Annotated in this window: 8 protein-coding genes and 1 riboswitch; of the genes, 3 read left to right on the top strand and 5 right to left on the bottom strand. The window is 50.4% G+C overall.

Annotated elements, in window-relative coordinates; genetic code table 11:
• Positions 1–72 precede the first annotated feature (72 nt).
• Positions 73–6,519 carry a GLUG motif-containing protein gene (locus I2G69_RS10045; protein WP_195560729.1) on the bottom strand — a complete coding sequence of 2,149 codons (6,447 nt, stop codon included), beginning with the start codon at positions 6,517–6,519 and terminating at the stop codon, positions 73–75.
• Between the two features lie 655 nt (positions 6,520–7,174).
• Positions 7,175–7,272: riboswitch (THF riboswitch) on the top strand.
• A 96-nt stretch (positions 7,273–7,368) separates the two neighbouring features.
• Here I2G69_RS10045 and I2G69_RS10050 point away from each other — a divergent pair.
• Positions 7,369–7,947: a folate family ECF transporter S component gene (locus I2G69_RS10050; protein WP_087229092.1), complete on the top strand. Its 579-nt coding sequence runs from the start codon at positions 7,369–7,371 to the stop codon at positions 7,945–7,947.
• 133 nt (positions 7,948–8,080) lie between these two features.
• On the opposite strand, the gene I2G69_RS10055 is transcribed toward I2G69_RS10050, so the two are convergent.
• On the bottom strand, positions 8,081–9,133 hold the full coding sequence (locus I2G69_RS10055) for an alpha/beta fold hydrolase (RefSeq protein WP_172749487.1): 1,053 nt from the start codon (positions 9,131–9,133) through the stop codon (positions 8,081–8,083).
• Positions 9,134–10,082: 949 nt separating this feature from the next.
• Between I2G69_RS10055 and I2G69_RS14280 the strand changes: the two genes are divergently transcribed.
• Positions 10,083–10,445, top strand: a complete 363-nt coding sequence (locus I2G69_RS14280; RefSeq protein ID WP_237966344.1) for a hypothetical protein — start codon at positions 10,083–10,085, stop codon at positions 10,443–10,445.
• Positions 10,446–10,867: 422 nt separating this feature from the next.
• Here I2G69_RS14280 and I2G69_RS10065 read toward each other — a convergent pair whose 3' ends face one another.
• The gene (locus I2G69_RS10065) at positions 10,868–11,623 is read right to left on the bottom strand and encodes a hypothetical protein (RefSeq protein WP_330396763.1); all 756 of its coding nucleotides are present in this window, start codon (positions 11,621–11,623) and stop codon (positions 10,868–10,870) included.
• 218 nt (positions 11,624–11,841) lie between these two features.
• Complete coding sequence (locus I2G69_RS10070; RefSeq protein WP_087229108.1) at positions 11,842–12,570, bottom strand: RICIN domain-containing protein; 729 nt, start codon at positions 12,568–12,570, stop codon at positions 11,842–11,844.
• A 283-nt stretch (positions 12,571–12,853) separates the two neighbouring features.
• On the opposite strand from I2G69_RS10070, the gene I2G69_RS10075 reads away from it, so the two are divergent.
• The gene (locus I2G69_RS10075) at positions 12,854–13,399 is read left to right on the top strand and encodes a glutathione peroxidase (RefSeq protein WP_087229111.1); all 546 of its coding nucleotides are present in this window, start codon (positions 12,854–12,856) and stop codon (positions 13,397–13,399) included.
• 71 nt (positions 13,400–13,470) lie between these two features.
• On the opposite strand, the gene eno is transcribed toward I2G69_RS10075, so the two are convergent.
• Positions 13,471–14,751: a phosphopyruvate hydratase gene (gene eno / locus I2G69_RS10080; RefSeq protein WP_191395731.1), complete on the bottom strand. Its 1,281-nt coding sequence runs from the start codon at positions 14,749–14,751 to the stop codon at positions 13,471–13,473.
• Positions 14,752–14,799 lie beyond the last annotated feature (48 nt).

A 14,799-nucleotide genomic window follows, 5' to 3' on the forward strand; every position in this document is an offset into this window, starting at 1 on the left:
AGAGAATCAACGACGCGACGGGAAAATCCGCAAAGACAAACTCTCAGCAGCTTCCAAAAACATCAAAGGAGATCAACCAAGATAGTGAATCATATCCAACAATTCACTCCATGCTTCGTTGATATCGTCCTGGGATGCTTTCGCGTTGTCCAGTACGTCCTTCGCCCCCTGATAGGCTTCCATAAAGGCCGCTCTTACACTTTCGTCCAACTGGTCGACCGTTCCGTCTTCCACATACGTTGTTGCATAATCATATGCCTGTTGCAGAATCGCTTTATCCGTCATTTCAAAGGTAAAGCTCAAATCTGCTTCAGCAACCGGTGTCTTAATTTCATAGGTGTATGTGGTGCCGCTGATATAAACCGGCTCTGCATCACCGATCTTGACAGAACTAAAGGTCTGTCCCTTTGTCTTCGGCGTAAAGGTAAGGGTAATAACGGTGCCGCTCTCTACATCTTTCACCTGGTACTTACCGAGCAGGTCCGCGATGAGCTGGCTTTCGCCGTCAACCGTCAACTTGACATTCTTCCCATACGATACCGAGATATCCTGCGGGCCTTCTGGGAGATTCGGAACCACCGTGAAGGTGATCAAGGTGTTCTCACCCTGCCATTCAACCGGTTTGCCGCCCAAGGTAATATTTCCTACATCGCTGTAGAGCGCTTCCCACTCTGCCTGCTCTGCCGGATCCAAACGATAACCCTTTTCTGCCAGACGTTCAATCGTCCGATCCGAAACGAGAACCTTCGGCTGGTTCAGGGTCAGCTTGCCGCTGTACTTCAAAATCGGCTTTTCTACGCCCTCTGCCACGAACTGATACTCGATCTGGATGGTGGTCTTCGGAACGATGACCGCCTCATAGGTAGCGTCCTTGTTACACTTAAAGGTGCCGGTCCATTTATAGATCTTGCCATCCGGGTCGTTCTTGTCTCTCCAGCCGGACCAGACATAACCATCCGCCACATTGACCGTCGGATAATAACCGGTACTGTAATCGTAACCCATTACTTCAACCGTCTGCGGGTCAATCTGCGTACTGGTAGCGCCACCCGTGCCGCCCTTGTTTGTCAAGGTGCCATACTTCGGGTCGGTGATCTCAAAGCGCCTTGTATACTGATACTTCTCAAAATGCGCTGTGTACGTTTCACCGCCAAACGGAACCGTCACGGTTTCTCCCAGTTCCACTCGATCGCCTGCGCTGTTCGTCCAATGGCTAAACGCATAGCCATTTGCCGGGCGGGTCGTCGGAACAGGCACTTCCGAACCAATAGCTCCCGTCTCAATGACAGGCGTCTGCATATTGGTCAGATCATTCAAATAACCGCCGCCAGCGCTCTTGAAGGTAACGGTCTGTTCATCTTCGACTTCCTCAACATCCGCGCCAATACCGATTCCGCACAGGACCGGATAGCCGTCGTTGATTTCTGCATCGCGGCCCCATTTTGCCCAAGACGAATGGGGCTCGGTATTTGTATCCAGCTCCAAAGCAAACGCGTCACTCTTGAGCTCTGCTTCCGTCTTACCGGTCGAGGTGTCCTCACGATTATTGAAAACCGCCCCACAACCAGCTAATCCGTTGCCGCTGTTATAATATGCATTTTGCAGCGTGCCTTTGGATTGGAAAGAACCTACCAAACCGCCGACCCAAGTAGAGCCTTCTCCCGCGGTAATCGTACCAGCTGCATAGCTGTTCTTAATACCACTGTCGGTATCAGCGCCGGCAAACGTTCCTGCCAAACCGCCAATCCGGATACCGGTCGCCTGGATATCACCTGTTGCAAAGCAATTGCGGATATCCGCCTTCTGTGCGTTGCCGATCAATCCACCTACTTCCACATGCGTCTTCTGCTCTGTGTTCGTAGAGGTAACATCGCCCGTTGCATAGCAGTTCTCTACATAAGTGGACGTGCTGCCGCTATAACTGCCAACCAAGCCAGCTACAAGGGTGGAACCCTGTACCGCTACTTCTGCATAAGAATTCGTGATGGTTGTTTCTGATGCTGTGCCAACCAAACCACCTACGCGGCTGGTGCCCATAATGCTGCTCTCAGAAGAAGCAGCTCGTACACCACAATTGTCGATTACCGTATCGTTTGCATAGCCAGCCAAGCCGCCTACATCGACGCGTCCATTGACCTGCTCCACTTCAACGGTCAGATTTTTGATAACCGAATTTCTGAGATAAGCAAACAAACCAACATACATCTCATCCGCTTCGTCAACTCTCAGGCCGCGAATGGTCTTTCCGTTGCCATCGACGATCCCGCCGAATTCCTGACTGCTGTTGCCAATGGGCGTCCAAGTATCTGCATAATCGGACACGTCAATATCGTTGACAATCTTAAAGTACTTCGGGCTGCGGGTGTCGGACAGCTTGCGCATCGTGTCAAGCTCTTTTGCCGTCGTGATCAAGTACGGATCTGCTTCCGTACCAGAACCCTCCGGCATTCCAGCCGAGACCAACTGTACTTCCACCTCAGCATACTTCGTCGGATCATCCACCGAAGTCGCACGAACTTTCAAGATATCGTTCGGTTCGTTTTCCGGAACGGTGAGGATACCGTTCTCATCAATGGTGCTGACATTGGAACCCTGTACCGACCATGTGACATTTTGCGATACATTTTCGCCTTCCACCGTGGCCGTAAAGGATTCTGTCGTACCTTTTTCTACCTTAGCGTTCGGATGAGTAATCGTTATCTTGGTAACAACAGGCATCTCTTCGACTTCTTCAACATCCTTACCAATACCGATTCCGCACAGGACCGGATTGCCGTTGTTGATTTCCTCATCGAGGCCCCACTTTGCCCAAGACGAATTGGACTCGGTATTTGCATCGAGTTCCAGAGCAAAGGCAGCGCTCTTGAGTTCAGAACCTGTCTTCCCTGTGGAGGTATCTTCCAGCTTGCTGGAAGCCGAACCACAGCCAGCGATACCGTTGTCGCTATTATAATATGTGTCTTGCAGCACACCGTTGGTTTGGAAAGAACCAACCAGTCCGCCAACCCAAGTCGAACCTTCTCCCGCTGTAATCGTACCAGCTGCATAGCTGTTCTTAATGCCCTTGCTGGAGCTGGCGCCGGCGAGCGTTCCGGTCAAGCCGCCAATCCGCTTACCGGTTGCTTGGATATTGCCTGCTGCGAAGCAATTGCGGATATCCGCCTTCTGCGCGTTACCGATCAAGCCGCCCACATGGATATGCGTATCCACGTCAGTGTTTGTGGAAGTAACGTCGCCTGTTGCATAGCAATTTTCTACATAATGGGACGTGTCGCCGCTGTAGCTGCCAACCAGGCCAGCCACGAGGGTGGAACCCTGCACCGCTACTTCTGCATACGAATTGGTGATAGTGGTTCTCAGTGCTGTGCCAACCAAACCGCCTACATTGCTGGAACCAACAATGCTGCTCTCAGAAGACGCGGCACGTACGCCACAATTGTCAATTACCGTATCGTTTGCATAGCCAGCCAAAGCGCCTACATAGACGCGCCCATTGACTTGCTCCACCTCAACGGTCAGATTTTTGATGACCGCATTCTTAAGATAAGCGAACAACCCAACATACATCTCATCCGCTTCATCGACTTTCAGCCCGCGAATGGTCTTTCCGTTGCCATCGACGATCCCGCCGAATTCCCGGTTGTAGTTGCCAATGGATGTCCAAGTTTCTGCATAATCGGACAGATCGATATCATTGGCAATCTTAAAGTACTTCGGGCGGTAGGTGTCGGACAGCTCACGCATGGCGTTGAGCTCTTTCGCCGTTGTGATCAAGTATGGATCTTCTTCCGTACCAGAACCCTCCGGCATTCCAGCCGGGACCAACTGTACTTCCACCTCAGCATACTTCGTCGGATCGTCCACCGAAGTCGCACGAACTCTGAAGATATCATACGGTTCGCTCTCCGGAACGGTGAGAAGTCCATCTGCATCAATGGTGCTGACATTGGAGCCGCGCACCGACCATGTGACATTCTGCGATACATTTTCGCCTTCCACTGTGGCCGTAAAGAGTTCTGTTGTACCCTTCTCTATCTTCGCATTCGGATGCGTAATCGTCACGCCTGTAACGACGGGCGCCTCTTCGACTTCCTCAACGTCTTCGCCAATACCGATTCCGCACAGAACCGGATAGCCGCCGTTGATTTCTGCATCGAGGCCCCACTTCGCCCAGGAGGACTTGGATTCGGTGTTGGCATCGAGTTCCAGAGCAAATGCGATGCTCTTGAGCTCTGCTTCCGTCTTGCCCGCCGAGGTGTCTTCCAAATCGCTGGACACCGTACCACAGCCAGCAATGCCATTGCCGCTGTTATAATATGTGTTCTGTAAGGTACCGTTGGTTTGGAAAGAACCAACCAGTCCGCCGACAAAGCTCGAACCTTCGCCTGCCGTAATCGTACCGGCTGCATAGCTGTTCTTAATGCCCTTGCTGGTGCTGGTGCTGGCCAGCGTTCCCGTCAAGCCGCCAATCCGGATACCAGTCGCCTGGATATCGCCCGTCGTAAAGCAGTTGCGGATATCCGCCTTCTGCGCGTTGCCGATCAAGCCGCCCACATGGATATGCGTATTCGGGTTTGTGTTGGTAGAAGCGATATTGCCCGTCGCATAGCAATTCTCCACATAAGAAGAAGTGTCGCCGCTGTAGCTGCCAACGAGGCCGCCTACCAGGGTGGAACCCTGCACCGCGACTTCCGTGTACGAATTCTTAATGGTGACATATAATGCCGTGCCGACCAATCCGCCGGTAGCGCTGCTGGTGCCTGCTACGATGCTGTCGTCCGAAGCTGCACGCACGCCACAGCCTGTAATGGTGCTATCTTTTGCATAGCCAACCAGGCCGCCGACATATCCTTTGCCACGCACCTGCTCAACTTCCACTGTGAGATTGGTGATGGTCGCATTGTCAATATACCCAAAGAGTCCGGCATACTGCTCCTCGCCCGTATCCACATTCAATCCACGGATGGTCTTCCCGTTGCCGTCGACAATACCGCCGAACCGGAAGGTACGGTTTTCACCGATTGGCGTCCAGGTTTCCGCATAACCGGACAGATCGATATCGTTGACAATCTTGAAGTACTTCGGGCTGTAGGTGCTGGAATAATCACGCATCGCGTCGAGTTCTGCCGCGGTCGTGATCAAATACGGATCTTCTTCGGTGCCGGAGCCCTGCGGCGTGCCGTCCTCAGCGATCTGTATCTGGATTTGTTTGGGAGCGCTTGCCGGATATTTTTCAGCATCCCCTTCTGCGGCGGTCAGATCCACCGACATCGGGTTGATAACGAGGTCAAGGTTGACTTGACGGACCTCTTCCGGCATATTATACGCACCGGTTACATCGATGTTCTGCGCTCTCAGAACCACTTCGTTAAATTTGAAGCCGTTTGTCACCGTACCGTCCAATTCTGTCAGCTTGGTCGGATAATAGGTGCCCTTCGCGGTCACCAGCTCCAAGCGGTTGAACGGCTCCTTATCCGGCTGCCCATCGATATGGGGCGGCGTATACTTCTTCCACTGCAAGGTAGCGGAAGTGCCTTCCCCAACGCCCAGCGTAAAGGCTTTCTCGCCATTGACAACAATGTCGTAATACGCCTTCGGCGGGGCTGCTTTCTTCACCGTAAATGTGATAGAAGCCGTTGCTGCGGAGACGACACTGCCGTTGATCTTGACCTTGCCGTCCGCTGTGTATTCCGCGGTTGCAGACTGATCCGCCGGGCTGAGTTCATAACCCTCCGGCAGATTTTCCGGCTGGATGGTCCGCTCCGGCGCACCCTTTTCAAGGGTAACCGTATCCGTGCCAACTTCCGTTTGACCGTCCATGTAATGGATGGTAATATCCATAGTCGCTTCCAGACGGACAACATTTACCTCAAATGTGACAACATCCGGGATCGCAACATTGTTGCCATCCTCATCCTTTGTCACATTGATGCTCTGGGAAGTCGGCTTAACAAGCTCGATATCGTCTACATTTTCAAGCTCTCCGATATCCTTCAGGCTTGCTCTGACATTATACGCGCTGTCAAATAAGGTAGCTACCTTGTTGACGCTCGCCACTTCCATGCCGTCCTGATCCACATATTTTACCGTATACGGGACATCCGGGGAATTCGTCTCAACGAGAATGTCCAGTTCTTCATCCGTGGTCTCTGCAGTCGGCGCAAGAACGTATTCTTCTTCCGCCGGGACAGAACGAATCTTCTGAAGGCCGCCGGAAACTTTCTCACATTCGATCGGAGCAATTGCGTCCGCATCAAACGTCCGGTCGGCGTTCATTCTGACATCGTTGATGTATGGAATGTAGCCATTCTCTTCCTGATCCCATTCCCAGCTGACAACAGCCTTTTCGCCAACTGGTACGGTTACTTCCATGCCGCTCTTCAAGCCATAAGGATGTAGCACATATGTATAGGTCTCGCCATCTCCGGCGGCAAATGCCGTAGTGCCAGTAAACATCCCCAGAACCATTGTTAGGGACAAAAGCAGGGATAGAATTTTGGTTGAACGTCTTTGTCTCATCTACTCTTTGACCTCCTTTTATCTTTCTTCCCAAATTTCGAATCGAGCGGTTCTCCTTGTTTCAATTTCAGAAAACCGATGTCTCTCCTCCTTTCATATCATTTCTTTGCATCTCAAAAGAGCTGCAAAGCTTAGAGACGGTTATGAAAGAAATTGTTTGATATGAAACACTATTTTGTACAATTTCTCTGCATGTTGGCCTCTTTTTTAATACATGTATTATAACATTTATTGGAAATTTTTCGCAAGCAACCTTGCCAATGAGTATACAAAAGTATACATTAAATCCCTTTTCATGCACCTTCATTCCTGTTTCGAACAAAAGCCTTTTTCAAGATTATATATAAGTTCTATAATTGATATTGCGTTTGAACAAATTATATTCCTTTTATTATTTGATATTAACATAAGAATGCGATCATAATCTTCTTGCTTTTTCGCAAATACAATAAAAACCTTCTGTATTTTCATTTTTCCACTTCCTGATAAAGAAATGTAACGGCTCAAAAGGAAATTCGATTTTTTGCCACGAGAGACAACGGAAATTTTTCTAAACTAAGAGGTCTGTTTCACCATTTTGGAACTACTTGTTTTAAACGGTTGCCCTTGTGCTTCCTGTAAAACTATGCTATAATGAGATTTATAGTCGAATAAAAGCAGAGTAGGGGTTCGCGCGTAAAGTGTCAGTCGGACGGGGAGTTGCCGCTGAACGAAAAGCCTTGGCTTGCGGTGCGACCTCCGCATCCCGCTGCTGCATCATTGGGACACCCCATCTTGCGGCAACATGCGCGTTTTTTTATAAAAACGTGCCTGCTTTTCCGCGATGATTTTTGATGGAGGTGTCTTTTTATGTCCAAATCTGTGAACAACTCTCTAACCCCCCCTCGCTTTACCGCCATACTCCGTGAATCCGCCGCCGAACAGAAAAAGCCGCAAACCCTTGTGGTTACGGCTATGATGATTGCCATGAACATCGCCCTGTCGAGCGTCCATGTGTATCTGACCCCCCAGATGCGCGTGGGATTTGGGTTCTTGACCAATGCAATCACCGGGATGCTTTATGGTCCGGTGGTGGCTGCTACCGCTGGCGCAGTGGGGGATGTCCTCTCGTATCTCATTCGGCCGGACGGCGCTTATTTCCCGGGCTTTACGATCACCGCCGCATTGGGCGGTCTGATTTATGGATTTCTTCTGTACCGCCGCCCTATGACTTTGCCGCGCGCCATCGTCGCTAAATCTTCCATTAGCTTATTGCTTAATGTTCTGTTGAATACTTTTTGGATGGTCGTTTTGTACGGAAAATCGTTTACAGCCCTGTTCCCTGTGCGCTTGACAAAGAATCTCATGCTGTTGCCTGTTGAAATTGCCCTTTTATACATCATAGGCAAAACCGTGCAGAAGATCTCCCGTCGGATCTTTGCTGTATGACGGCTCCTGAGAAAAACAAGCGCTTTCCCAGTATCTATAAGGATAAAAAAACAACGCCAGCAACTGGCGTTGTTTTTTTATGATTGTATCAAGTTCAAAAGATATCCTGAGAATCCCCATGGGCATCAAGAAATTACAGCGTCGATTCCCCTGCAAAGCGTTCGATCTCCGAAGCAACAGCCTCACAGGTTGCCTCGCTATCCCAATGGATGTTATGGCTTGCCCCTTCAATCGGGCAGAAATTGACCTCAGCATTGCTCAAAGCCTTCTGAAGATTGTCCTCATCTTCTTGGGAGAAGAACACATCCGCAGTACCCCAGATAATATCCACAGGGCATGTTACACTGGAAAGCCTTTCTGTGTTGTCAAACGCTGCACAACCGCCAAAAATATCGTACCACGCAGCATACGGCAAAGAACATGCGTGCTCATAGACTGCTTCACAGAAATTCGGGTCCTCATTGGTCGTTTCCGTCCAAGATTTGATGAAATCATCTGGAATCTGTTGCTCTGCTTCATAGCCGCTGACCCCAAGGAAATCCGTACCATCCCCATTCAAAATCCAGTCCAACATCGGATTGCCTGCCATCTTCGTGCTGGACGAAATCAAAATTCCCCGCTCTACGCGTTCCGGAGCTGTAACCATAATTTCCTGCGTAATCAAAGACCCAAGAGAATGGCCGACCGGAATAAATTTTTCGACCCCCAACTTGTCCATCAGATTCAACACATCAGCACAGTGTGTTTCTGCTGTATATCCCTCTTCCCCCGCATCGGGCTTATCCGTCTTACCATGCCCGCGCAACTCAGGGATATAGCAACGGAATCCGGCATCTGCCAACTTTGGAGCTACCTGCGACCAAGATACACGGCTATCGGTTGCACCGTGGATCAACAGCAGGGGGATACCATCTTCCGGCCCACAGGTCAAATAGGTCATGTTGATACCCGTGTCCAAATCCACATTGTTTTCTTCCCAATCAACCGACACCAGCGTGGACCAATCGCCCTCTTCTTCCGGCGCAGAAGTTTGCGACGACGCCTCTTCTGGAGTGGATGCTTCACTGGAAGTAGGAATCTCACTGCTTGCCGTCTGGGGCTCTGTCCCCTGCTGTGTTCCGCAACCCCCTAAAGCAGAAAGAAGCATTGCACATGCCAGAAAATAAGCCAACCATTTACGTCTCATTTTCATCATCTCCAAAAAATTTTATATTTTGCCAAATATTGACAGCTTCACACTACCATGTATTCCCGAATCTGTCAAGAAAGGATATTCACAAAAATGCACGTAAAATGTATGGATTTTCATTTTAGCCCGTTTCTGCATACACTGATCCTGTCAGGAGATGATCTATATGAACATGTATTCCAACTATCATTTGCCATGCTGCCCCTCTTATTGCATGCCCTGTCCACCCAGCGGATCTATCTGCCCAACCGGCCCCAGAGGGGCGACTGGCCCCACCGGCCCACAGGGAATCCAAGGCATCCCCGGTCCGGAAGGCCCACAAGGTGTAACCGGCCCCACCGGTAGCACGGGGCCCGCTGGGCCACAAGGGCCTGAAGGAGCTGCCGGTCCCGCCGGGCCTACTGGCCCTACCGGTATCCAAGGTTTACAAGGTCCCACCGGACCACAAGGGCCTCAAGGGGTACCTGGGCCCGCTGGAACAATTGGCCCAACTGGCGTGCGCGGATTGCAAGGCCCTACCGGACCACAAGGGCCGGTGGGCGCCACAGGCCCTCGTGGAGCAACAGGCCCAACGGGACCGCAGGGAATCCAGGGGGTCTCGGGGCCGGAAGGGCCGCAAGGGACCACGGGAGCAACCGGTAGCACCGGAGCTACAGGGCCGCAAGGTACCCCTGGAGTTACAGGAGCCACTGGTCCCACGGGAACACAAGGGCCAATTGGCCCAACCGGAGCGACCGGGCAGCAGGGTGAAGCTGCTACCATTCAAATTGGGACAGTCACTACTGGGGAACCGGGAACGCCCGCAGAGGTGACCAATTCAGGGACCCAGCAAAATGCAATTTTGAACTTTGTTATTCCTAGAGGGGCAACCGGCAGCACTGGAAGTGTGCAAGGGCTATTGTCCGCATTTTCCACCCCTCCACAACCAGGAGCCTCCGGGAATCCCTTGATTTTTGACCGAAACGGAGCTGTACAGGGGGATGCAATTGTCCATGCGCCAAATACCGCCCCGTTTACTATCTTACAAACGGGATTCTATTATGTATCGTTCCATACCACTGTTTCCCCATTAGGGACTGCCAATTTTCCGTTATCCATCCTGATATACTTGCAGCTGCAAGGGACGCCGGTTCCCGGTACAGGTGCGCGGGATACCTTCCAGTCTGCCCTGGAAACCAATATCTATTCTTTTTCCCAAATCATAGAGATCACATCCACACCCGCCACGTTGAACGTGATTGGGGAAGGAGGAAATTTCCTCTATTCCGATACGTCCATCACCATCCACAAGCTCAGTGACCTCTCATAATCTCACACAATTTTTGAATCTTTGTGTTTCGCCATGCTATCAGACGTTCTCGTCTTTTTCCGAAATCCATCACAAACACAGGAACGCCTCCCCAACCTCTAAAAAGTTGTTGGAAAGGCGTTCTTTTTCCCTCTAAAAAGTTTCCCTGATTGAACAGCAGCCACTTTGGGACACATACCAAACCTAAAATATTTTTTCAGCGCCGTTATAAAGGCGCACACTACCCTTTTGGAAATTTTCCCATGCCTGAAAGATCATCACGGTTATTGCAGCCATTGTAGGAGCTGTGACAGCCTCCCCCGGTATCCTAGGGCGTCTCAGATTGCTTCTTGGCAATAGAAGGCACGTCATTCATCTAAGAAAATACCAAGAAGGCCCCGGGTAAAATTCCCAGAGCCTTCTTGCCGTCTTTCTCTGAACGTTTATTTCGTGCTGTGTCTTTTCCGGATAATTTGAAATCTTTCAATCCATCCTTTTTTATGCTTCAGGGAGATATATCCAATCAAACTCGCAGCAAACGCTCCAATCGCGTCTACAAACAGATCCTTCATTGTATCCTGTAAAGCGGCACGGCCAGCCAGCTGTGTACCGTCCTCCAATGCAAACTTCTGCATATTCAGCCCCAGAAGCCCATCAAATGTATATTCATAAAATTCCCAAAACACCCCCAAGGTGACGGCAAAGCAAAAAGCAAATGCAGCGACAAAGAAGGGGCTAAGATTGACTGGTATGCGCTCTGCATTATTGAATAGCGCCACAAATGAGAAGCCCAATGCGCCGATCATCGCCCCGCTGAACCAGTGCAAAACCGTATCCCACGACGAAATATGGTAATAAAAGCTTCTGACTTCCCCAAGATAGATTGCACAATAAAGAAAGATAACAAACAAAACCATCATGCCCGAGGGGATCTCGATCTTTAACCTGCGGGAAATCACACCGGGCAAGAACATCACCACCATGCCAAGGACGCACTGCACAAGCATGAGAACATAATCACTTTTGAGCCGTTCAAAATCGCCGCCGTGTGGTTGGGAAGGCGCCAACACCAAGCGAATCGCAACAAATACCGCCGATACCAGCAGCGAAACAAATACAAACCCTGACAGGATTTTGCTCCAATCCCAGTTTCTTTGTTTTTTCATAAATTTCCTCCTAAAAGGTTCATTAAAATGCAATCCATCTTTCTAGCCCCGCCCCTGTGTTTGTTTCCACCCTTTGAGCGAATGCATACAAATTACATCTATAAAACATATAGTATATCCAAATTCACAAAAAAGTCCAGTGCTCTTTTCAACCAAAATTTCTGCTACATTGTAATAAATAATAAAAAATAAAGAAAAAGCCCGTAGGCTGGTCCATAAACCACCCATGGGCTTTTGTAGATCATTTCAGATTATTTCTTAGCGCGGGGAGTTCTCTTTGCCGCTGTCTTCTTGGCTGGAGCCTTTGCAGCAACTTTTTCTTCCACAGTGGTTTCCACTGTAGCTGCCGTCTCCTCTTTTTTCGCTTTTGCTTTGGTCGATCTTGTAGAAGTCTTTTTCGCCGGAGCTGCCGGTTCCTTTGCTTTTGTGGAAGTTTTTGTCTCTGCTTTCACAACCGCCTTCGGTGCTTCAGGGACGATTTCTTTTGCAGGAGCTTCCTCTTTCTGCTCCACAGCCTTTTCAGCCTTCTTTGCAACAACCTCAACCAGCTTCCACTGCTGATTGTCGCCATTCAGGTCTTCCCAGATCTGTAGACGTGCGCCGTCCTCCTGGGACATCCCCACAACATCTACACACTTACCAGAAACCTTGGACTTAATCTTATAAAAGCCTTCGTCCGTCTCCTCCAAGAACCACAACTGGCTGTCGGAAGAAACGCTATCCCACTGGTGGAGCCAAGTCCCATTTGCCGAACCGCCCAGCATAATATCCAGTGCTTTTCCAGTATTCTTGTTCACTAATTTATAGTACGGATCACCGCTGGCTTCAAATTTCCACTGTTGGTTCTCCCCGCCATTGAGCTGATTGATCTGTACTTTGCTGCTACCCTCACAGAGTTCTGCTTCCAGCGCTTTCTCGCTCTGCTTCGATATAATATTATAAACTTTATTGGAGAAAGTGTTTTTTGCTTGTCTGCTCATGTTCAACACCCCTTACCTACAGAATTTTAATTCTATGGTGTTTATTATAACACGTGGACATGGAAAGTCAACGCTGCAATGTTTATCTTTGGAACAGGCCACAGAAAGTCAATCATTTCCAAAACCAAAACCGGACAAATTGCCTACGAATTTTGACCAAAAATTGACGAATTTTCTGGTTGTTCCGTAGATTTTTCAATCGTCCCTTCGATTCCCACCGGAGAAAGTATATTGCATGGCCCTTATCCTCATAATAAGCGGGAAAGGAGGCGCATGGCCCAAAATGAATGTCTATGATTTTCATGTGCGCCAGATGAACGGGAAGGAACTGGATCTTTCCGTGTATAGAGGCAACGTTCTTTTAATTGTCAACACGGCCAGCAAATGCGGATTCACACCGCAGTTTGAAGACCTAGAGAAGTTGTTCCAAAAATACCGCGACCATGGCTTTATGGTCTTAGGGTTCCCATGCAATCAATTTCATGAGCAAGACCCAGAGAGCAACGATAAAATCGCAGAATTCTGCCGTTACAACTATGGCGTTACGTTTCCCATGTTGGCCAAAACGAATGTGAAAGGGCCGCAGACAGAACCCCTCTTCCGTTATCTGACAAACGCCCGCGGTTTCAGCGGGTTCGATCCTGATCATCCGCTTACAGAAAAGCTACAGGAAATCTTATCTTCAGAGGACCCTCATTATGCAGAGAACCCGGAGATCAAATGGAATTTTACAAAGTTTGTGATCGACCGGGAGGGGGAAGTCGCCGCACGATACGAGCCAACCGCAAGTATGCGGGAAATCGAATCCTGCATCAAAGAGTTGCTCTGATCTGCCGAGAACCTCATATAGAAAAACATCCGCACGGGAAGTGATCCGTGCGGATGTTTTGATTTGCGGAATCATACAGAGAACCGGAAGGCATCCCTGCCAGCATAGCAGGCGGTGCTCCCCAGCTCGTCCTCAATGCGGAGCAATCGGTTGTACTTTGCAACCCGATCCGTGCGGCACGGCGCGCCGGTCTTGATCTGCCCTGCATTCGTGGCGACCGCCAAATCTGCAATGGTCGTGTCCTCGGTCTCGCCGGAACGGTGGGAAACGACCGCCGTATACCCGGCCTTGTGCGCCAGCTCCATCGCATGCAGCGTCTCCGACAGGGAGCCAATCTGATTGACCTTCACAAGGATTGCATTGCCCGCGCCCATTTCAATGCCCTGCTGCAAACGCTCCGCATTTGTAACGAACAGGTCGTCTCCAACCAACTGGATGGGAAGTTCCTTGGTCAAAACCGTCCAGCCTTCCCAATCCTGCTCGCCCAGCCCATCCTCGATCGAGATGATCGGATAGCGGCTGACCAAATCTTTCCAATAGGCCACCAGGTCTGTGCTCTTTAAAGCTGTGCCGCGCTTGGGCAGGACGTACATGCCGTCCTTATACCATTCGCTACTGGCGGCATCCAATGCAATCTTGACGTCCTGCATCGAATATCCCGCTGCCTCGATTGCGCGGATGATCCATTCAATCGCTTCTTCGTCCGACTCCAGGTTTGGCGCAAAGCCGCCCTCATCGCCGACGCCGGTGGCAAGCCCTCCTTCCTTGAGCAGCTTGCCAAGGGTGTGGTAAATCTCGCTGCACCAGCGGAGCGCCTCACGAAAACTCTGCGCGCCGACCGGCATAATCATGAATTCCTGTATGTCGATGTTGTTGGAGGCATGTGCGCCGCCATTGAGAATATTCATCATCGGCACAGGGAGCTTGTGCGCCTGCATGCCGCCGATATACCGATAGAGCGGCAGATTGAGCGCTGCGGCGGCCGCGCGTGCGGTCGCCAGTGAAACCGCCAGGATCGCGTTTGCGCCCAACTTGGACTTGTTTTTGCTGGCATCGGCCTCCAGCATTTTACGGTCAATCTCCTCCTGCGCGAGTGCATTCATCCCCTCCAATGCAGTGGCAATCGATTCGTTCACATTGCGTACGGCCTTTAGAACGCCCTTGCCACCGTAGCGCTTCGGGTCGCCGTCGCGCAGCTCGTGCGCCTCATAGATGCCGGTTGATGCACCGGAGGGGACGAGTGCAGTCCCCCGTGCGCCGCATTTGAGTACAACTTCTGCTTCTACGGTTGGATTTCCACGGGAATCCATCACTTCCCGGCCAACGACCCTTGCAATTTTACAATCTAACATGAAAGCACCTCCACAAAGCCTCTGGTTTAAAATATACGAATTTAGTAT

Source organism: Anaeromassilibacillus sp. D41t1_190614_C2, from assembly GCF_015558525.1.
Lineage (GTDB): Bacteria > Bacillota > Clostridia > Oscillospirales > Acutalibacteraceae > Anaeromassilibacillus > Anaeromassilibacillus stercoravium.

What these genes read in the sequence shown, in the direction of transcription:
- I2G69_RS10045 (WP_195560729.1), bottom strand. Translation starts at nt 6,519, where the DNA reads ATGAGACAAAGACGTTCAACCAAAATTCTATCCCTGCTTTTGTCCCTA.
- I2G69_RS10050 (WP_087229092.1), top strand. Translation starts at nt 7,369, where the DNA reads ATGTCCAAATCTGTGAACAACTCTCTAACCCCCCCTCGCTTTACCGCC.
- I2G69_RS10055 (WP_172749487.1), bottom strand. Translation starts at nt 9,133, where the DNA reads ATGAGACGTAAATGGTTGGCTTATTTTCTGGCATGTGCAATGCTTCTT.
- I2G69_RS10070 (WP_087229108.1), bottom strand. Translation starts at nt 12,570, where the DNA reads ATGAGCAGACAAGCAAAAAACACTTTCTCCAATAAAGTTTATAATATT.
- I2G69_RS10075 (WP_087229111.1), top strand. Translation starts at nt 12,854, where the DNA reads ATGAATGTCTATGATTTTCATGTGCGCCAGATGAACGGGAAGGAACTG.
- eno (WP_191395731.1), bottom strand. Translation starts at nt 14,751, where the DNA reads ATGTTAGATTGTAAAATTGCAAGGGTCGTTGGCCGGGAAGTGATGGAT.